The 18,594-nt window shown below is 66.7% G+C and carries 18 protein-coding genes and 1 pseudogene; 5 read left to right on the forward strand and 14 right to left on the reverse strand.

Annotation, left to right across the window (positions count from 1 at the left end):
• Positions 1-345: 345 nt before the first annotated feature.
• From tyrS to ACM9NP_RS03535, 3 genes are read right to left on the reverse strand one after another with little or no spacing between them, the layout of a single operon-like run.
• Positions 346-1,602, reverse strand: a complete 1,257-nt coding sequence (gene tyrS, locus ACM9NP_RS03525) for a tyrosine--tRNA ligase (protein WP_415645107.1) — start codon at positions 1,600-1,602, stop codon at positions 346-348.
• Between the two features lie 11 nt (positions 1,603-1,613).
• On the reverse strand, positions 1,614-2,219 hold the full coding sequence (locus tag ACM9NP_RS03530; protein WP_415645304.1) for a DNA-3-methyladenine glycosylase: 606 nt from the start codon (positions 2,217-2,219) through the stop codon (positions 1,614-1,616).
• Between the two features lie 13 nt (positions 2,220-2,232).
• Positions 2,233-4,074: an RNB domain-containing ribonuclease gene (locus ACM9NP_RS03535; protein WP_415645108.1), complete on the reverse strand. Its 1,842-nt coding sequence runs from the start codon at positions 4,072-4,074 to the stop codon at positions 2,233-2,235.
• Positions 4,075-4,293: 219 nt separating this feature from the next.
• Here ACM9NP_RS03535 and ACM9NP_RS03540 point away from each other — a divergent pair.
• Positions 4,294-4,854, forward strand: a pseudogene (locus ACM9NP_RS03540) (arylamine N-acetyltransferase family protein); the annotation flags it as partial.
• Positions 4,855-4,995: 141 nt separating this feature from the next.
• On the opposite strand, the gene ACM9NP_RS03545 reads toward ACM9NP_RS03540, so the two are convergent.
• Positions 4,996-5,523, reverse strand: a complete 528-nt coding sequence (locus tag ACM9NP_RS03545; RefSeq protein ID WP_415645109.1) for a hypothetical protein — start codon at positions 5,521-5,523, stop codon at positions 4,996-4,998.
• Between the two features lie 53 nt (positions 5,524-5,576).
• Between ACM9NP_RS03545 and ACM9NP_RS03550 the strand changes: the two genes are divergently transcribed.
• The 3 genes from ACM9NP_RS03550 (at position 5,577) to ACM9NP_RS03560 (ending at position 9,448) form a co-directional block, all read left to right on the forward strand.
• Entirely contained in the window at positions 5,577-7,001 is a 1,425-nt protein-coding gene (locus ACM9NP_RS03550; protein ID WP_415645110.1) for a cellulase family glycosylhydrolase, read from the forward strand.
• A gap of 89 nt (positions 7,002-7,090) precedes the next feature.
• Positions 7,091-8,278 carry an RtcB family protein gene (locus tag ACM9NP_RS03555; protein WP_415645111.1) on the forward strand — a complete coding sequence of 396 codons (1,188 nt, stop codon included), beginning with the start codon at positions 7,091-7,093 and terminating at the stop codon, positions 8,276-8,278.
• A 699-nt stretch (positions 8,279-8,977) separates the two neighbouring features.
• Entirely contained in the window at positions 8,978-9,448 is a 471-nt protein-coding gene (locus ACM9NP_RS03560; protein WP_415645112.1) for an Hsp20/alpha crystallin family protein, read from the forward strand.
• 117 nt (positions 9,449-9,565) lie between these two features.
• Here ACM9NP_RS03560 and tatC read toward each other — a convergent pair whose 3' ends face one another.
• The 5 genes from tatC to ACM9NP_RS03585 all read right to left on the reverse strand — a co-directional run bounded on the left by tatC (position 9,566) and on the right by ACM9NP_RS03585 (position 13,264).
• On the reverse strand, positions 9,566-10,525 hold the full coding sequence (gene tatC / locus ACM9NP_RS03565) for a twin-arginine translocase subunit TatC (RefSeq protein ID WP_415645113.1): 960 nt from the start codon (positions 10,523-10,525) through the stop codon (positions 9,566-9,568).
• Between the two features lie 27 nt (positions 10,526-10,552).
• Complete coding sequence (gene tatA, locus ACM9NP_RS03570) at positions 10,553-10,840, reverse strand: Sec-independent protein translocase subunit TatA (RefSeq protein WP_415645114.1); 288 nt, start codon at positions 10,838-10,840, stop codon at positions 10,553-10,555.
• 189 nt (positions 10,841-11,029) lie between these two features.
• On the reverse strand, positions 11,030-11,230 hold the full coding sequence (locus ACM9NP_RS03575; protein ID WP_415645115.1) for a hypothetical protein: 201 nt from the start codon (positions 11,228-11,230) through the stop codon (positions 11,030-11,032).
• A gap of 64 nt (positions 11,231-11,294) precedes the next feature.
• Complete coding sequence (locus tag ACM9NP_RS03580; protein WP_415645116.1) at positions 11,295-12,245, reverse strand: helix-turn-helix transcriptional regulator; 951 nt, start codon at positions 12,243-12,245, stop codon at positions 11,295-11,297.
• Positions 12,242-13,264, reverse strand: a complete 1,023-nt coding sequence (locus tag ACM9NP_RS03585; protein ID WP_415645117.1) for a helix-turn-helix transcriptional regulator — start codon at positions 13,262-13,264, stop codon at positions 12,242-12,244. Before ACM9NP_RS03585 ends, ACM9NP_RS03580 begins: the two co-directional genes overlap by 4 nt.
• Before the next feature lie 107 nt (positions 13,265-13,371).
• Here ACM9NP_RS03585 and ACM9NP_RS03590 point away from each other — a divergent pair, with 107 nt between their 5' ends.
• Positions 13,372-14,469 carry a DUF3866 family protein gene (locus ACM9NP_RS03590; protein ID WP_415645118.1) on the forward strand — a complete coding sequence of 366 codons (1,098 nt, stop codon included), beginning with the start codon at positions 13,372-13,374 and terminating at the stop codon, positions 14,467-14,469.
• A gap of 91 nt (positions 14,470-14,560) precedes the next feature.
• Here the strand turns inward: ACM9NP_RS03590 and ACM9NP_RS03595 are convergent, their stop codons facing one another.
• From ACM9NP_RS03595 to ACM9NP_RS03615, 5 genes are all read right to left on the reverse strand, one after another.
• Entirely contained in the window at positions 14,561-14,740 is a 180-nt protein-coding gene (locus ACM9NP_RS03595) for a hypothetical protein (protein WP_415645305.1), read from the reverse strand.
• A 221-nt stretch (positions 14,741-14,961) separates the two neighbouring features.
• Positions 14,962-16,320, reverse strand: a complete 1,359-nt coding sequence (gene pafA / locus ACM9NP_RS03600; RefSeq protein WP_415645119.1) for a Pup--protein ligase — start codon at positions 16,318-16,320, stop codon at positions 14,962-14,964.
• A 180-nt stretch (positions 16,321-16,500) separates the two neighbouring features.
• Positions 16,501-17,262: a proteasome subunit alpha gene (prcA, locus tag ACM9NP_RS03605; RefSeq protein ID WP_415645120.1), complete on the reverse strand. Its 762-nt coding sequence runs from the start codon at positions 17,260-17,262 to the stop codon at positions 16,501-16,503.
• 50 nt (positions 17,263-17,312) lie between these two features.
• Positions 17,313-18,140, reverse strand: a complete 828-nt coding sequence (gene prcB / locus ACM9NP_RS03610) for a proteasome subunit beta (RefSeq protein ID WP_415645306.1) — start codon at positions 18,138-18,140, stop codon at positions 17,313-17,315.
• A 120-nt stretch (positions 18,141-18,260) separates the two neighbouring features.
• Complete coding sequence (locus ACM9NP_RS03615) at positions 18,261-18,476, reverse strand: ubiquitin-like protein Pup (protein ID WP_415645121.1); 216 nt, start codon at positions 18,474-18,476, stop codon at positions 18,261-18,263.
• Between the last annotated feature and the right edge of the window lie 118 nt (positions 18,477-18,594).

An 18,594-nucleotide genomic window follows, 5' to 3' on the forward strand; every position in this document is an offset into this window, starting at 1 on the left:
AGGCCCACACACTGACCATCACAAAAACACCCTGTTAAGTTCTCAAACAACACACCCACACCAAACAACCCCCACAAACAAAGGCCATCCGATGAAGCACAACCCCACCAACCTACCAGACCGAGTTTCGCTTCGCAAGACCCTCCCCGGAAAATTTCCGAAGTGAGAGCGCGATGCTACCCTGTCCAAGTTTGGCGGGAGTCTGCCTGCAAGCCGTACATCCGGCCGCTTGTCGCGGCTTTCGGTCTTGTCCGGTGCCCCGCAGGCAGTTAGAACATTACACGGCCCCAAAACCCCCGAAAACGAGGGGGGTCCCCTATCCGGCGACCGCCCCGTTTCCGCAGCTCAACGCATGATCACGCCGCTGATGTTCTTTCGGCCCCGACGCAGCACCGCAATCCGACCGAACAGCAACTGCTCGTCGGTCAACGGACCGTCGGCGTCCTCGACGCGGACGTTGTTGACGTACGCGCCACCCTCGGTGACCGTGCGACGCGCCTCCGACACCGACTTCACGAGACCGGACTCCTTAAAGAGCGCCGCGATCCCGGAAACGTCGTTCCTATCGACCTCGACGGCGCCGGCCTCACGCAGGGCCGCCTCCAAGGTCGCCTCCGACAAGGTGCCCAACTCGCCGCGACCGAACAGCGCCTGACTGGCGGCGATCACCTGTGCGCACTCGTTCGCGCCGTGCACGAGCGCCGTCAACTCCTCAGCGAGCGCGCGTTGCGCCGCGCGGGCTGCCGGGCGGTCGACGGTGGCCTTCTCCAGTTCGAGGATCTCGTCGTGGTCGCGGAAGCTGAAGTAGCGCAGGTATTTGGCGATGTCCTCGTCGGCGGTGTTGAACCAGAACTGGTAGAAGGCGTATGGGCTGGTGAGGCTCGAGTCGAGCCAGACGGCCTCGCCTTCGGATTTTCCGAACTTGGTTCCGTCGGCCTTCGTCACGAGTGGGGTGACGAAGGCGTGAACCGGGCCGGCTCCCCGGCGTCGGACGTAGTCCACGCCGGAGGCGATGTTGCCCCACTGGTCCGATCCTCCGAATTGGATCGTGCAGTTGTGTCGCTTGTGGAGTTCGTAGTAGTCGTTCGACTGGATGATCTGGTACGAGAACTCCGTGAAGCTGATACCGCTCTCCAGTCGCGCCTTGACGACCTCGCGGGCGAGCATGCGGTTGACCGAGAAGTGCTTGCCGATGTCGCGGAGGAAGTCGAGCGCCGTCAGTTCGCCGGTCCAGTCGGCGTTGTTGACGAGGGTCGCGGCGTTGTCGCCGGTGAGGTCGACGTACGGGCGGACCTGTTCCTGGATGTCGGCGACCCAACCCTCGACGGTTTCGCGCGGGTTGAGTTGACGTTCGCTGGTCTCGCGGGGGTCGCCGATGAGACCCGTGGCTCCGCCGACGAGCAGGAGTGGACGCAATCCCGCCCGCTGGAGGCGGCGGGCGGTGAGGGCCTGTGTGAGGTGGCCGACGTGCAGGCTCTGCCCGGTCGGGTCGAAACCCACGTAGAAGGTGCGGTGACCCTCGTCGATGTGGGCGCGCAGAGCGTCGATGTCGGTGGAATCCTGGATGAGGCCACGCCACTGGAGGTCGTCGAGAATGTTCACGAGGTCAATTCTTACGCATGTGCTCGTGGGGTTCGCGACCGGTTTTTGGGTTGATGGGGGCGGTACGGGCTGACGGTCGGGTCGTCGGTGAGCCAGAACCGCCATGGCGTGAGGGCGCCGTCGCCGCCGACGCCGGTGCGGGGTCCGCTGCTGATGTGGCCGATGTCGGTGTCGCGCAGGGAGAGTTCGATCTGGCCGTCGCCCAGGAGGTGGGTTCCGTCGAGGCGTCGGTCGATGCCGAGGGCGACGGTGAGGCGGGCGGGACCGCGCGCGAGGTCGCGGGCGGCGGCGCCGGGACGACGTTGCGTCGCGAGCTCGTGGCCGTCGACGACTTCGCCCGCGCGGATCAGGCAACCGCCCGCGGTGCCTTCGGGTTGGCAGACGACGTTGAGGCAGTGGTGCATGCCGTAGGTGAAGTAGACGTAGGCGTGCCCTGGTGGGCCGAACATGCTGGCGTTGCGGTTGGTCTTGCCGCGGTGGCAGTGCGAGCCGGGGTCGGTGCCGACGCCTCCGTACGCCTCGACCTCGGTGACGCGGATCGTGACGTCGCCGGCGGTTATCCGGCTGCCGAGTAGCAGCGGTGCGGCGGCCGTCGCGTGTTGGCTCAGGGCGCGGATCGCGTGTTCGGGGTCATGGGGTGGAGACGCTGTCACGGGTGAGTTCGCTTTCGATGAGGTGTCGCAGCTGTTGTGCGGCTGCGGCCTTGGCGAGTTGCTTGCTCGCTCCGGTGCCGATGCCGGTGTGCGTCCCCGACCGGGCGTCGACGGTCGCCCGGCAGGTGAATACGGGTTCGTGGGGTGGTCCTTCGCTGGAGAAGGTCCACTCAAGGCCCGAGACGGCACCGATCTGGGCGTACTCGTTGACCGCCATCACGTCGTTGCGATCGGCGGGGATCGGTTCGAGAGTGCCGTGTTGAGCTGCGGCAACGGCGCCGGGGGGCAGGTCGTGTGACGTGTCGGGCACTCCGGCCAGTCGGGCGAGGAGCGCGAGCGCGGCGTGAGCTTTGGCGTCCTTCTTTGTCCGGTGGGTGCGGGGTGGGGATTCCACGGTGTCGTCGAGTTGGAGGGTGAGGCGGGCTTCGAAGCGGGGGTGTTGTGGGGTTCCGGCGTGGGTGATGGTCCAGCGGAGGTGGTCGCCGGTGACGGGGCCGCCGAGGACGGCTTGTGCGTGCATGTTGAGGAGGGTCGGGGCTGAGTGGGGTTGGCTGGATAGTGCGGTGTTGACGTGTTCGCGGAGGTTCGTCCAGGTGTGCGGGGCGTTGAGGAGGATTTCGTACCAGTCGCGCAGGGGAAGGGTGTTGTCGTCGAGGCGGCGTCGGATCTCGGCGGCCAGTGGTGGTGGCGCGGGTTGGTCCTGTTCGGTGGCGATGCGGATCGCGCGGTGGAGTTCGGCGCTGGTGAACGCGGTGAGGTCGTCGGCTCCGAGGCGGCGTTGGACGTCGTGTCGAGCGGCTTGTTTGAAGTGTTCGGAGCGGGCGACGCGTTCGGCTCGGATGGTGTCGTTGATGTGGGTGGCGATGTCGCCGAGGGCGGGGAGCGCGTGCGGGGTCGGTTTGTCGGAGAGGGCGCTCATGAGGATGCGTTGGTTGATGAGGTCGGAGTAGCGGCGCAGTGGGCTGGTGCAGTGGGCGTATGCGGGCAGGTTGAGTCCGAAGTGGCCGAATATCGCGGGGTCGTAGGTGGCGGCTCGGTTGACGATGCTCATGCGGGTGCGGAGCGTCTCGTAGTGGGTCGCTTCGCTGACGGTGTGGGCGGTGGTGAGTTCGTCGAGGATGTCCTGCCGGTCGCCGGCGACGGCGGCGATGCGGTGGTTGCGGAAGAGGATGGGCAGGTCGTGTTCGGCGCACCAGGTGGCGATGGCCGCGTTGGCGGCGATCATGAGTTCGGAGACGATGACGTAGCCGACGTTGCGTTGGTGGCCGGCGAGTTTGACGAGTTGGCCTTCCTCGTTTGTGGCGTATCCCTTGAACAGGTCGTAGAGGGCGAGCGCTCCGGATTGTTTGCGACGTTCGAGGAGTGTCGTGGTGAGGGCGTGGGCGTCGCGGAGGACGGGGTTGAGGGGGTGGTTCGGGTCGTCGAGGATCGCGGGTGTGTCGGCGTAGGTGACGGAGTGCGCGTCGGTGAGCGTGGCGTCGGCGAGTTCGTGGCCGGTGAGGGTTCCGTCGTGGGTGTATCGCATGGTGACGCGCATGCTGGCTTGGGGATCGCCTGGGCGGAGGGACGCGTGGTGTTCGATGCGGGCGGGCAGCATCGGGATGGTGCGGGTGGCGCGGTATTGGGTGTGGACGCGTTGGCGCGCTCGTAGGTCGATGTCGCCGTCGGCGGGCACGAGCGGCGCCAGTTGAGCTATGTGGACCCAGGCGGTGTAGCCGGTGTCGTCGCGGCGAACCCAGACGGCGTCGTCCCGGTCGAGGGTGTCGGGCGCGTCGATCATGACGCCGCTGGTGGTGTCGGTCGTTGCGCGGTTGGTCATCGGTCCTGCTCCTGTCGCTGCCCGTCGATCGCGGCCGGGCGGTGTGGTGACGTTCGTCGATACAGTGCGGTGATGTTGGACGGTTGTCAGCTCAACGCCTATCTAGAGCGAATTTACCGTGACGGTATGTGCTCGGTGTCGGACGTGGTGCCGTCGGTGGGGTGGTTGGCGCGGTTGCACGGCGCGCATGTCCGGTCGGTTCCGTATGAGACGGTCGACATGCAGTTGGGGCGCGGGGTGAGCCTGGACTCGGCGGCGTTGTGGGCGAAGGTGGTGGCTTCGCGGCGTGGTGGGTTCTGTTTCGAGTTGAACGGTTCGTTCGCGTTGTTGTTGCGGGGCTTGGGTTTCGATGTCACCGTCGTGGAGGCCGCCGTGAATCGGGCGGAGGTGGGCGATTCGGCGTGGGGGAATCACATGGCGCTCGTGGCCCGGGTGGACGGCGTGCCGTATCTGGTGGACGTCGGTCTGGGGAACGCTTTCGTGGAGCCGCTTCCGTTGCGGGAGGGCGTGGTTCTGCAGGCCGGTCGCGCTCACCACTTGGAGGACGTGGGCGGCCGGGTGTGGCGGTGTCGACCGGATCCGGCGGGGACGGTGCGGTCGTTCGACGTGCGGCCGGTTCCTCGCCGGGTCGTGGATTTCGTGGCGCGTTGCGAGGAGTTGTCGACGTCGCCGGAGTCCCCGTTCGTGGGTTTGATGTCGGTTCAGTCGAGTGATGGTGGTCGGCACGCGCGGTTGCGGGCGCGGACGTTGACGGTGGTGGGTGCGTCGGGTTGGGAGTCGACGCGGTTGATCGAGGACGCGGCGGAGCTCGCCAATGTCCTTCATGGAGTGTTCGGACTCGGCGCACCGTCCATATCGGGTTCCGACGTGAAGGTGTTGTGGGAGCGCGCGTGCGCGCAGCACGCGGCGTGGTGCGCCGGTTCAGGCTTCGTCGATCACCTCGATGGGGCGACGGGAGCCGACGGACGCGGTGACGGCTCCGATGAGGATTCCGGCGAGGAGGCCCCAGATCGCCGTGATGACGGTGACGGCCGCGACGTATCCGAGGTAGACACCGGGACCGGTCGACTGGATGAATGACGTGACGACCAGGCGGATCGCGCCCGCGGTGACGCCGGCCACGATCGCGGCGGCCACCGCGGAGCCGAACAGCCGAAGTGGTCTGGCGTCGACGTGTCGCGTGACGGTCCCGCCGATCCAGGCGGCGATGACCGCGACGAAGACGAGCGCGGCGACGGATTCGCCGATGGTGAGGAGGACGCCGACTTCGCCGAGGGGCCAGAACCGTAGGCCGGGGAGGCCCGCGGGAAGACCAAGGGCAGCGGGCAATGTCAGGTAGCCGAGGCGTGCCATGACGGTGGTGAGGAACCAGCCGTTGCCGGCGAGGAGGACAAGGATGAGCGCGGTCGTCGCCGCCGAACCCACACGGCTATCGCGAACAATCTTCATGTTAGCCATGCTAGCGTGTGTTGACTCACAACGCCGCCGAGACGAGGTGCCCGATGCGACGTGCCCGACTTGCCACCGTCCTCGCCGTCGTGGGAATTCTGCTGTTCGGCGGCGCCGCCTCGGCGCTGCGGGACGCTCCCCCAACGATGGCGCCCCGATTCATCACCGACGACGAGGGACGCGCACTCCTGTTGCGCGGGCTGAACACCGCGTCGAGCGCGAAGAGCACACCGGACGGTCTGCCGATCCTCGACGAATCCGAGGTGGAGCGCGAGTACCGCGACATGGGAACGAACGTCGTCCGGTTCCTTCTCCAGTGGAGGACCGTCGAACCCGAGCCCGGCGCGTACGACGACACGTATCTGGCGAAGGTCGCGGAGCGAGTCGAATGGTATGGGGACCGGGGTTATCACGTCATCCTCGACATGCATCAGGACCTCTACGGTGGAGCGATCACTCCGGAGGGGAACGTCGGCAACGGCGCTCCGGACTGGGCGACGGAGATGGAGGGCCTGCCGGTCGGCAAGCAGGACCAGTGGGAGTTCTACTACCTCGAGCCCGGCGTCATCCGCGCCTTCGACAACTTCTGGGGAACCGGTGACGCCGCGACGGACCTGATGCGGCGCTATGCCGACGCGTGGGGCCACGTCGCGGAGTACTTCGCCGACGACGACACGGTTCTGGGCTACGACCTCATGAACGAGCCGTGGGGTGGCAGCGTCCAGGCGACGGCGTTCGAAAACGGACCGCTCGCGGCCCTGTACGAGACCTGCATCGACCGCATCCGACGGGTCGACGAGAACGGGTGGATCTTCCTCGAACCGCAGGCCGTCGGCGTCAACTGGGGCCTGCCGTCGTCGCTGCCGGTCTTCGACGACCCCCGCCCCGGTGAGGACCGGATCGTCTTCGCTCCGCACCTGTACCCGCTGCCGATGGACCTCGGAGGCCACTACGACGGAGATGGCAAGGCCCCCGTCGACACGACCGTCGGCTGGTGGCGCGACAACGTGCTGCGCGTCGCGCAACGGTGGAACGCGCCCGTTTTCCTCGGGGAGTTCGGGCTCGACGCGACCCAGCCCGGCGGCCTGGACTTCGTGGACAAGATCGCGGACATCGCCGATACGGCCGGAATGGGTTGGGCGTACTGGTCGAGCGACCCCGGACCCTGGGGGCCCTACGGCGGCAACGGCGAACGTCAACCGTTGGTGAGCACACTCGATCGCGCCTATCCCCGCGCCATCGCCGGAACCCCGACCCTGATCGAGTACGACGCGGACGCGTTGCGACTGTCCGTCGCGTTCACCAGCGTCGACGGAGTGACCGCGCCGACCGAGATCTACCTGCCGGACGTCTTCGGCAACGGCGGAACGGTCGACTGTGGCGCGTGCACCGTCTCCTTTGACCCCGACACGAGAATCCTTTCCGTGACGACGGATCCGACCGTGGGCGAACACTCCATCGTGGTCACGACGAGATAGTCAACGGTAAATTCACTCGCGGCGACCGGCACCGCTGACGCACACTCTTCCAGACACCGCACGATGCCGTCCGAGGAGAGGAGTACGCGATGTCCCACCACGATCTCGCCAGCACGGGAGCACCCATTCGACTGTGGGGAGACCCGTCGAAAGTCGAACCGGAAGCCTTGGGCCAGTTGCACAACATCGCGGCGCTCCCCTGGGTCGAGGGCGTCGCGGTCATGCCCGACGTCCACTACGGCAAGGGCGCGACGGTCGGATCCGTCATCGCGATGCGTGGAGCCGTCTCCCCCGCCGCCGTCGGTGTCGACATCGGCTGCGGCATGACCGCGCAGCGGACGTCACTGACCGCCGAGAACCTGCCGGACGACCTCTCGCGGCTGCGGCGCGCGATCGAGAACGCGATCCCGGTCGGACGCGGAGCGCACAAGCGGTCCCTCGAATTCGACCAGCTGTCGACGGGTTTCCGTGGCTGGTACGACTTCTGGTCGGAATTCGACGATCTCGCCAAGCCGATCGCACAGCAGCTGAAGGGCCGCGCGATGCAGCAACTCGGTTCGCTCGGCGGTGGCAACCACTTCATCGAAGTCTGCCTCGACAACGACGGCGACGTGTGGCTCATGCTGCACTCGGGTTCGCGCAACATCGGGAACAAGCTCGCCGAATACCACATCGAGCGGGCGAAGAACCTGCCCCACAACGCCGACCTTCCCGATCCCGACCTGGCGGTGTTCATCGCCGGAACTCCGACGATGGAGGCATACCGCAACGACCTGTTCTGGGCGCAGGAGTACGCGCGTCGGAACCGCGCCGTCATGATGGCGCTGCTGCGGCAGGTCGTCGCCAAGCAGTTCCCGAAGGTCAAGTTCGACAAGGAGATCTCCTGCCACCACAACTACGTGGCCGAGGAGGAGCACGACGGGCAGGACGTCCTCGTCACCCGTAAGGGCGCCATCCACGCCGGGGCGGGCCGGATGGGAATCATCCCCGGATCGATGGGCGCGTCGTCGTTCATCGTCCGCGGGCTCGGCAACCGCGCGGCGTACGAATCGGCGTCGCACGGCGCCGGACGGCGGATGAGCCGGAACAAGGCACGCAAGCTGTTCACGGCCGACGACCTCGCCGCGCAGACCGAAGGCGTCGAGTGCCGCAAGGACTCCGGCGTCGTCGACGAGATCCCGTCGGCCTACAAGGACATCGACGAGGTCATCGCGGCACAGCGCGACCTCGTGGAAGTCGTCGCGCGGCTCAAGCAGGTCGTCTGCGTCAAGGGCTGACCCACCGTCGCGGCCACCCGGCCCACATCCGGGTGGCCGCGACTCGGCCATCGGCCGTGAACCACGACCCATGAACCCGACGCGACCGTCACGAGGGCCGCGGCTCGCCGGAAGCGCCTCAGGGGTAACGAACTCGGTGACGACTCCCGGTATCCGAGGCTCGGTGCTCGACCACACCGCGAGAGCCCAGCGCCGCCAAAGTCCACCACCGCGAAGGTTCAGCGCCTATCCGTCGTCGATGCGGCACGAACGCTCGCCGTCCAGAATGGCCATACCGGTCGGGAACGCAGCGGGCGGGCGCTCGCGCAGGTCGGACCACGCGTGGACCACTCCGAGGGCTCCTCGCGTCAATCCTCCTCTCGCACCGTGATCAGTACCGCCACGCGCCATCATCCAACGCGCGCAGGCGATCCGACGTCGACGATGTGACCGCGAAACGCGCTACAAGATCGACTCTCTCGAATATGTCGAACGAGACCGGAACCGCGGTGTGACACCGACGGCAGTCCGGCATAGCGATACGTGGACATGCGTTGACCCCAATGTCGGTGAGCGCCATCACCATGACGTAACGATGTAGACACTCCAAGAGACGGTCGACACACATTGAAATAACTCGACCACTCGATTTGTCATACAGGGCGTTGGCGATCTCGCAGGGAGAGCGCCAAAAGTAGGAAGCCTAGGAGGCAATCCAAGATGCTCGTTCGTTACCGTCAGCCGTGGTACCTGTCCTCGCGAGTCAACAGCGAGTTCGACCAGCTCATCGCTGAGGCGTTCGGAAACGACAACAAGAACTTCAAACCCGCCGCCGACGTGGTGACCGATGGCGACGACGTCGTCATCAAACTGGCGATCGCGGGCGTGCCCGCCGACGCCGTCGACGTCACTCTCGACGGACGCAAGCTCACCGTCACCGGTGAACGCGCCGAGAGCGAACTCGCCGACGGCGACCGGTACCTCGCGCGTGGCCTGCGATACGGCGCTTTCCGTCGTGGATTCACCGTTCCGGAAGGCACGACCGCCGAGCAGATCTCCGCGTCCCTCGACAACGGCGTGCTCAGCGTCCGCGTCGCCAAGGTGACCGCGAAGACCCCCACATCGACGAAGATCGCCATCGTCGACGGCGAAGCCAAGGCGGAGCTCGACGTCGCCGCCGAGGCCGACTAAGCAATATCCGTTAACCGCGCGGCGTCATTGGGGCGATGACGCCGCGACAGCGAAGGCGGGTGACCCGTATAAGGGCCACCCGCCTTCGTCATGTCTCGACGCTAACGGCTTCGTTCGTCAGGTCGCGTCGTCGTCGTATCGGCGACGATCACGTCCGGGCTCGTCGATCTCGCTCGGTTCCGCGAGCGGATCCGGATCGGCGACGGCTTCCGGCTCGGCCACCGGTGCGACCTCGTCGATGTCCGACGCCTGGTCGGGGTCGATGTTGTCCCAGTCGGCGTTCTTCCGGGATCGACGCTTGTCGTTGAGGAAGGCGAACCCGACGGCGGCGAAGTACAGCACGCACATGGCCAACGCCAACGCCGTCATTCCGAACGGGTCCGGCGACGGCGTCACCACCGCGCAGAACAGGAAGATCAGGAAGACCGTGACCCGCCACCAGCTGAGCAGCTTCTTCGCGCTGGCGATGCCGATGACGTTCATCAACACGATGACCAACGGGAACTCGAAACCGGCGCCGAACAACAGCATGACGCCCGTGACGAAGTCGAAGTAGTCGCTCATGTTGACGACGACGTCGTACGCGGTTGGAATGAAGAACTCGAGGCTCTTGCCGATCACGAAGTGCGCCAGGATGGCGCCCGCAATGAACAGCGGGCCGGCGACGGCCGCGAAGTAGTAGGTGTACCGGCGCTCGTTCTTGTGCAGGCCAGGGGCGATGAACGCCCACATCTGGTACAGCCAGACCGGAGCCGAGATGATGACGCCGATGACCAGAGCGACTCGCAGGTCCAGGATGAAACCCTGCATCGGTGACCCGAGGTTGAACTCGCACTTCCAGTTCGGGTCAGCGAGCGCCCCGTCCTGGGATTGCATGAAGTCGCAATAGGGGGCGTTCAAGAACGCGAGTACCGGTTGGGCGACGGTATATCCGGCGATCAGGCCGACGACGATGCCAATAGACGCCTTGAATAGCCGACCTCGCAGTTCGCGCAGGTGGTCCATCAGGCTCATGGAGCCGTCGGCAGCCTTGGCGAAGTTGGTCTTCTTGCCGCGGCGTCGCAATGAGATAGCCATGAATAAGCTGTCCGAACGCTCGAGGGGTTAGGCCTGCTCGCGCGTCTTCTCGCTGGAGACAGTCGCCTCGCCGTCAATGGTGGTCTGACGCAGCGGCTCGCGCGCGTGCTTGGCGTCGGCGCGCGCGTCGGCGGGCTTCAGGTCGTCATCGTCCTTGTCCTTGTCCTCGCGCAACGACTTCGTCTCCGACTTGAGGATTCGCAGCGACTGACCGAGGCCGCGGGCGGCACCAGGCAGCTTCTTCGCTCCGAACAGCAGCACGAGAACGATGACGAGCACGACGATGTGCCAAGGCTTAACAGCGCCGGAGAACATGATGGCTCCTCTTGTGTTGACGGGGGCTAGAAGCCCCATCGTATGCGGGTCCAACGACGAACACGAGGGTGGCACGTGCCGGTCACGTCGCGAAGGCAAGCATGGCCGCGTCCGGCGGATTCGTCAACACCGCTCGGCTCATCCGAAGGGGATCTTTACCGAAACGTGGCGAAAAGTCCGAAGAATGGTTCAGTCGCCCGATCGTGGCAGTTTCGATTGAACTTCGGCGATGCGCGGTTGCAGTTTCTCCAACCGGGCCTGAAGCCGACGGACCGCCTCGACACGTTCCTCCGTACCGATCAGCGCCGTCCTCAGGGCCGGCAGCTGACGCCACACCAGCACCCCCGCCAGCAGCACGAACGCCACGGCGGCCGCGAGACTGATGATCATCCACCACATCATGTCCCCAGATTAGAGGACACCGCGCCGGCCCCGATGCGCCCGGCGGGTCGTGTCAGTCGTCGTAGCTCGCGAGCGCGGCCGTCGCCTCGGTGGCGACCGCTTCGCGCAGTCGAGGTGGTGAGATCGCCTCGGCGTCGGTGCCGAGGCCCAACACGAAGCGTTTGGCCCAGTCCAGGTCTCGGGCGCGCAGCGTGATGAGCCAGTGCCCGTCGGGTTGCTTTACGACGTCCTCGCACGGGTAGTACTCGCTGACCCACCTCGCGTGTCGGTTGACGCGGAGGACGATCTGCGGCAGGGTCGCGTCGGCGGCGAACGCCGCGCCCGGCGCGTCGTGATCGTCCCGGGCGTGCACCGGGACGACGGCGGGTTCGTCGAGGACGCGATGCGCGTCGATCCGGTCGAGCCGGAATCGGCGGACGTCCTCAGCCCTGCGGCACCAGGCGTGCAGGTAGGCGTGGTCGTCGGCGATGACGACGCGGATCGGGTCGACGACGCGTTCGGACGAGCGGTCGCGTCCGGCGCTGTAGTAGGTGAGGCGGACGGCGTGCCCGTCGGCGACGATCCCCCGGAATCGGCCGACGTTGGCTTCGTCGATGGTCGCGGCGACGCTGACGCGCGACGCCGCCGCGGCCGCGTCGCCGGCCGCGAGGGCGACCTTGTCGAGGGTGCGGCGGACGGCGTCTCGATCGGCGAGGCCCGGGGTGTCGGCGAGCATCCGCAGGGCCACGACGAGCGCGAGCGCCTCGTCGGGTGACAGCCGGACGGGACGGGTCATGCCCGCGTCGTAGGTGACGGTGACGGTGTCGTCGTCGAAGGCGATGTCGATGAGGTCGCCGGGTCCGTAACCGGGCAGCCCGCACATCCACAGGAGAGTGAGGTCGTCCCGGAGCTCGGCGACGGTGATGCCGAGGTCGGCTGCCGCCTCCTCGATCTGGATGCCGGGCCGGGTGAGGAGGTACGGAACCAGGTTGAGGACCCGGGACAGGTGGGACGCGCTGGTCATCGGACGGCCTCCACGGGGGTCGCTGCGGTCTCGGCGGTGGGGCGGTACATGGCGGCGATATCGGCGAGGACGCTCGCCAGCTCCTTGCGGACTTCTGGTGGGTCGAGGACGGTGACGTCCGATCCGTACTTGGCGAGCGTCCACGCGAAGCGGCGCGGGTCGGTGAAGGAGATGACTATCGGGTCGCCGCCATCGCGGCGGGGTCCGATCTGTTCTGCGCGTCGGCGAATGCCCGCGGCCTTTCCCGGGGCGACGAGGATGGTCGCGCGGCGCGGGGGCAGTTCTGGAGTGGCGCGGTGGAAGCTAGCGACGTGTTCCATCAGGTCGACGTCGGCGGGTGGCGTGAACGCGTTGGCCTTGCCGTGGGTCTTGACGTGGCCGAGGACGCGGGACAGGCGGAAGCAGCGGGTCGCGTTCCGGTCGAGGTCGTGGCCGACGAGGTACCAACGTCCCCGGTAGCAGACGACGCCCCATGGTTGGACGCGACGTTTCGTCCCGGCGTCGTCGGCGATGCCGAGGTATTCGAAGCGGATCTCACGCCGCTCCCCCACCGCCGTCATGACGGGTGCGAAGGCCTCGTCGACGGTCAGGACCGGGGCGACCTCGGGTTCGTCGCCGCCTCGGACGTCGACTCCCGCCGCGCGCAGCTTCCACAGTCCGTCGCCCGCGTGGCCGGCCAGTTTGGAGTGTTGCCATAGACGGGACGCGGCCCCGAGGACGGCCGCCTCGTCGGGCGTCAGCTCGATTTCGGGCAGTTCGTAGTCGCGACGCGCGATCCGGTAGCCGTGTTCGGGGTCGAAGACGGAGTCCGTGCCGGTCTCCAGTGGAACCCCGAGTCGCCGCAGTTCCGCCTTGTCTCGTTCGAACTTGCGCTGGAACGCCTCGTGTGCCTTGGCATCGGAGGGGTCGTGCTCATAGCCGGGCACGGTGGCGGCGATTTTGTCGGCGGTGAGGAACCGGCGACTCGAGAGCAGGCAGATGACGAGGTTGACTAGGCGTTCAGTGCGAAGACGCGACACGTCAATGACGGTAACCCGCCTGCTTGAGCGCGGCAAACCGGTCCCGCCCCCACGGCGGCGCGGCTCGCCGTTTCGTTGTCGCGGCGGCGGATGCTACCGTGACCGCCGTGTTGAGGTGGCGATACGGAACCGTGACCAAACTGCGCCGGAGTTGGCGTGGCTGCGCGGAAGTAGAAGTGTCCATAGTCAAGCGTTCGGGGGACGACCGGGAGACGGCGCGCGCCCTGGCGTACACCGAGATGGTCGGGGAGCCGCGGGAGGGCGACCGGGTCCTGTTGAACTGCAACGCTCTGGCGAAGGGCCTCGGCACGGGCGGTTACGCGCTGATCGTGGCGATTCCCGATCGTCTGCCGGAGGACGTGGACGGGCCCGGACACATCGTCAAGGGCCGGTACACGCCGCAGCAGGCGATGGTGATGGCCGTTGACGAGGACGACTCGCCGCACCGCGAGGCGATGCGCGCGGAGGACATCGGCGGGATGCCCGTCGTCATCGCGGACCTCCATTCGGCGCTTCCCGCGATAGTCGCGGGTATTCACGCCGACCAGCCGGACGCGCGGGTCGCGTACGTGATGACCGACGGCGGCGCGTTGCCGGCCTGGTTCTCCCTGACCCTCGACGGACTGTCCGACGCGTTGTCGGGGGTCGTCACCGTGGGGCAGGCGTTCGGTGGCGACCACGAGGCCACCAACATCCATACCGGACTGATCGCGGCCCGTCGAGTGTGCGAGGCGGACATCGCGATCGTGGCGCAGGGCCCCGGAAACCTCGGCACGGGAACGACCTGGGGATTCTCCGGGACGGTGTGCGGTGACGCCGTGAACGCCGTCGCCGCGCTGGCGGGCACGCCGATCGGCTCGCTGAGGATCTCCGACGCCGACGCCCGTGAACGGCATGTCGGCGTGTCGCACCACAGTCTCACCGCGTACGGCCGGGTCGCGCTCGCGAGCGCGGATCTCCCGGTGCCGCAGGGGCTCGATCCGGCGCTGGCGGTGTCGGTGCGGCAGCAGTTGCGGCCGCTGTCGGCGATGCATCGGATAGTCGACGTCGGGGTTGGCGGCCTCGTCGAGGCGATGCGGGACCTGCCCGTCAAACTGTCTACAATGGGCCGAACCCTGGACGAGGACCTGCCGTACTTCCTCGCCTGCGCGGCCGCGGGTCGGCACGCGGCGTCGCTGCTGACGACCCTGCGCTCCCGCGCTTAAGACTCCGGGAACCGCGAGACACCAAGCGAAGGTCGTCAGTGCGCGGACGCCATCGGCGAGTGTCGGGCGGCGCGTCGTCCGACCGCTCGGCTCAAGGCAGGAGGATCAGCGCGGCCCAACCGGCGATGACCGCGATCAGCGCGACGACCAATACCCAGGTCGGGACGACGAACTCGCCTCGCCGGTTGCGTTCGATCTCCTCACGCACCTTCTTTCGGCGACGCTCCAGGTACGGGGCCTTGTCGGAGCGCGGCTCGAGGCCCTTCCCGATCCTGGTCGAGAAACGACGGCGCGGCTTGTCCGGGTCGGACCCCTTGTCGCCCGTGGTGGGTTTGTCGTCGGATGCGTCGTGGCTCACCGGGCAAGGGTCTCACACGCGCGCCCGGACGACCACGACCCATCGAACAACATGAAATGCCCGACCGACGAGAGAAGCGNCCGGCCGATGGGGCCGGGCGCTTCGACGTGTCGGTGAACCCGACACGTTGGACGTCACATGGAGGCGATGAGCTTGTCGACGCGTTCGTCGCGGGACCGGAACGGGTCCTTGCACAGGACCGTTCGCTGCGCCTGATCGTTGAGCTTCAGGTGGACCCAGTCGACGGTGAAGTCGCGGCGCTTCTCCTGGGCCTTCTTGATGAACTCGCCGCGAAGGCGAGCGCGCGTCGTCTGCGGCGGACGTTCCTTCGCCTCGAAGATCTCGACGTCGCGGACGACACGATCGACCTCACCGCGCCGCTCCAGCAGCGTGTACAGGCCACGACCTCGACGAATGTCGTGATACGCCAGGTCGAGCTGGGCGACTCGCGACGACGACAGCGGCAGGTCGCGCTTGGCGCGGTACCGCTCGATCAGCTGGTACTTCGACACCCAGTCGATCTCGCGGGACACCTGGTCGAGGTCGCCCGACTCGACCGACGTCAGAACGCGATCCCACAGGTCGATGACCCGCTTCGTCACGCCGTCGGCTCCGCGCCGTTCGACGAACTCGATCGCCTTGCTGAGGTACTCGCGCTGGATTTCGAGGGCGCTCATCTCCTTGCCGTTGGCGAGGCGGATCTTGTGCTGACCGGTGATGTCGTGTGACACCTCGCGGATCGCCCGGATCGGGTTCTCCAAGGTCATGTCGCGCATCGCCACGCCGGTCTCGATCATGCGCAGGACGAGGTCGGCAGCGCCGACCTTGAGCATCGTCGTCACTTCGTTCATGTTCGAGTCGCCCACGATGACGTGCAGCCGCCGATACCGCTCGGCGTCGGCGTGCGGTTCGTCGCGGGTGTTGATGATCGGGCGCGACCGGGTCGTCGCGCTCGACACGCCCTCCCAGATGTGCTCGGCGCGCTGGGAGAGGCAGTACAGCGCGCCACGGGGGGTTTGCAGGACCTTCCCGGCGCCGCAGATCAACTGCCTGGTCACCAGGAACGGAATGAGAATGTCCGCCAGGCGGCCGAACTCACCGTGCCGCGAAACGAGGAAGTTCTCGTGACAACCGTACGAGTTGCCGGCCGAGTCGGTGTTGTTCTTGAACAGGAAGATCTCACCGGCGATGCCCTCATCGTGCAGGCGCCGCTCGGCGTCGATCAGTAGCCCCTCCAGGACCCGTTCACCGGCGCGATCATGCCGGACGAGATCGTCGATGGAGTCGCATTCGGGCGTGGCGTACTCGGGGTGGGAACCGACATCGAGGTACAGCCGGGCACCATTACGAAGGAAGACATTGCTGGAGCGGCCCCAACTGACCACTCTCCTGAACAGATACCGCGCGACTTCATCGGGGGACAGCCGACGCTGACCCCGAAAGGTACATGTCACACCGAATTCGGTTTCAATCCCAAATATTCGCCGGTCCATGTGATGACACTACCGGGTGTATGTGACATTCGGCAGCCTCGCAACAGCCGTAATTTCGTGCCCGTGAGCCGAACCGAGGCGAATCCCGGCGCCCGGAAGTCCACACCGTACAGCCGTTCGGTCCACATGCGCTGGTGGGNCGACCGCGGGTCGCCCCGCCGTCGGCCCACCGATGTCACATCAGTCCGTCGCCGATTCGTCGCTCTGCGGCTCGCTCGGCGCGTCGTCGTCGGAGCTCGTCATGCCCTCGGGAAGGAGCGCCGTCAACGCCGCACCAGTGATCCGACGGAACGCGCGGCCCTCGCGGTCCCGCTCCAGAACGGCGACCTCGAGGCGTTCCGCGCCGATGTTCCGAACCTTGTTGTTCTCGCCGCCGGCGCTGCCCAGCGTCTTCAACGCCAACGCGAACGCCTCGGACAGGTCCATGTCGAGTCGGTGGTCTTCCTTCATGATGGTCGCCAGCCGATCCGCCTGACCACCCATGACGAGGTAGCCCGGCTCATCGTTGATCGAGCCGTCATAGGTGAGGCGGTACAGCTCGTCGTCCTCCGGACGCGCCGCGACGCCCGCGACGCAGATCTCGACCTCGAACGGCTTCGTCTGCTCGGTGAAGATCGCGCCGAGCGTCTGGGCGTACGCCTTGGCGAGCGGCCGGGCCGTCACGTCACGGCGGTCGTAGGCGTACCCACGGAAGTCGGCCATCCGCACACCGGCCGCACGCAGATTCTCGAACTCGTTGTACCGACCGACGGCGGCGAAACCGACGCGGTCGTACAGCTCGCTGATCTTGTGCAGCGCGTTGGACAGGTTCTCGGCGACGAACAACACGCCGCCGGCGTAGCTCAACACGACGGTGTTACGGCCACGCGAGATGTTCTTTCGAGCGAACTCCGAGCGATCCCGCATGATCTGCTCGGGCGAGGTGTAAAACTGCATAGCCACGGTTATCAAGTCTCCTGTATCGACGTCTGCTCGGACAACACCGCCAGGTGCTAACCGCCCGGGTTCTCCATGCGGGCCTCCACGACGGCCCTGGCCACCTGCTCGATCTCGGCCTCACCGACTCGCGCACTGCCCTCGGAGGTCGCCGTCATGACGACGGGGAACAGCTTGCGCGTCAGATCCGGGCCGCCCGTGGCGCTGTCGTCGTCGGCCGCGTCGTACAGCGCCTCGACCGCCATCCGGATCGCGCCCTCGGCATCGCCGTCGGGAGAGAACCGCTTCTTCAACGCCGCCTTGGCGAACAGCGAACCCGACCCGATCGCGTCGTAGTCGCGCTCCTCGTAGAGACCACCGGCGACGTCGTAGCTGAAGATCCGGCCAGCCTCGTCGGGAGAGTCGGCGTCCAGGTCGAACCCGGCGAACAACGGCACGACCGCGAGGCCCTGCATCGCGATGCCGAGGTTGCCGCGGATCATATTGGCGAGCTTGTTCGCCTTGCCGTGCAGGCTGAGCGCAGCGCCCTCCAACTTCTCGAAGTGCTCCAGCTCGGCCTGGTACAGGCGGATCATCTCGATACCGATACCGGCGGTACCGGCGATGCCGATGAGCGAGTAGCCGTCAGCGGGGTACACCTTGCGAATGTCGCGGCTGGCGATCATGTTGCCCTGGGTCGCGCGGCGGTCGCCCGCCATGACCACGCCGTCCCGGAAACGCAAGGCCACAATGGTCGTGCCATGTGGAGCCATGTTGCTCAGGTCCCCCGGAGGCAAGGGTTGTCTGCCGGGAAGAAGGTGCGGCGCCACCTGATGCAGCAACTCGACGAAAGACGACGAACCGGGCGCGGTGAACGCGTCCGGCAACCGACCTGGGAAACGCATCTTGTCGTTCACATAATCACCTCTCCACAATATGCAGCTATACGGGGCGACCCACCACTGTGGTGGTGAGTCGCACCCTGGGCCGTCCGCCGAGCGCGATCGACCCGAGTCGATACGGGGCTACTGGCCGCCCTTTTGGACATAGGAGCGGACGAAGTCGCTCGAATTCTCCTCAAGGACGCTGTCGATCTCGTCGAGCAGATCGTCGACGTCCTCGCCGATCTCCTCGTGCCGCTCCGCGATCTCGGGATCGACGACGGCCTCGGTGGTTTCCTCATCGGTGGTTTGTTTGGCGCGCTGCGACTGCGACTGCCCGCCGTTGCCCTTGTCTGCCATGCGTCAACCCTCCAGTGTGAGTCCCCATCGATGTCCGTGGGCGACTGTGTGATGCTCCAACGTTACCGTGAATGCCGGACATTCCCGTGCCCCCGCTCAGTGCGGGCACGTCCGTCAC

The sequence above is a fragment of the Stackebrandtia soli genome (genome assembly GCF_965137155.1).
GTDB lineage: Bacteria > Actinomycetota > Actinomycetes > Mycobacteriales > Micromonosporaceae > Stackebrandtia > Stackebrandtia soli.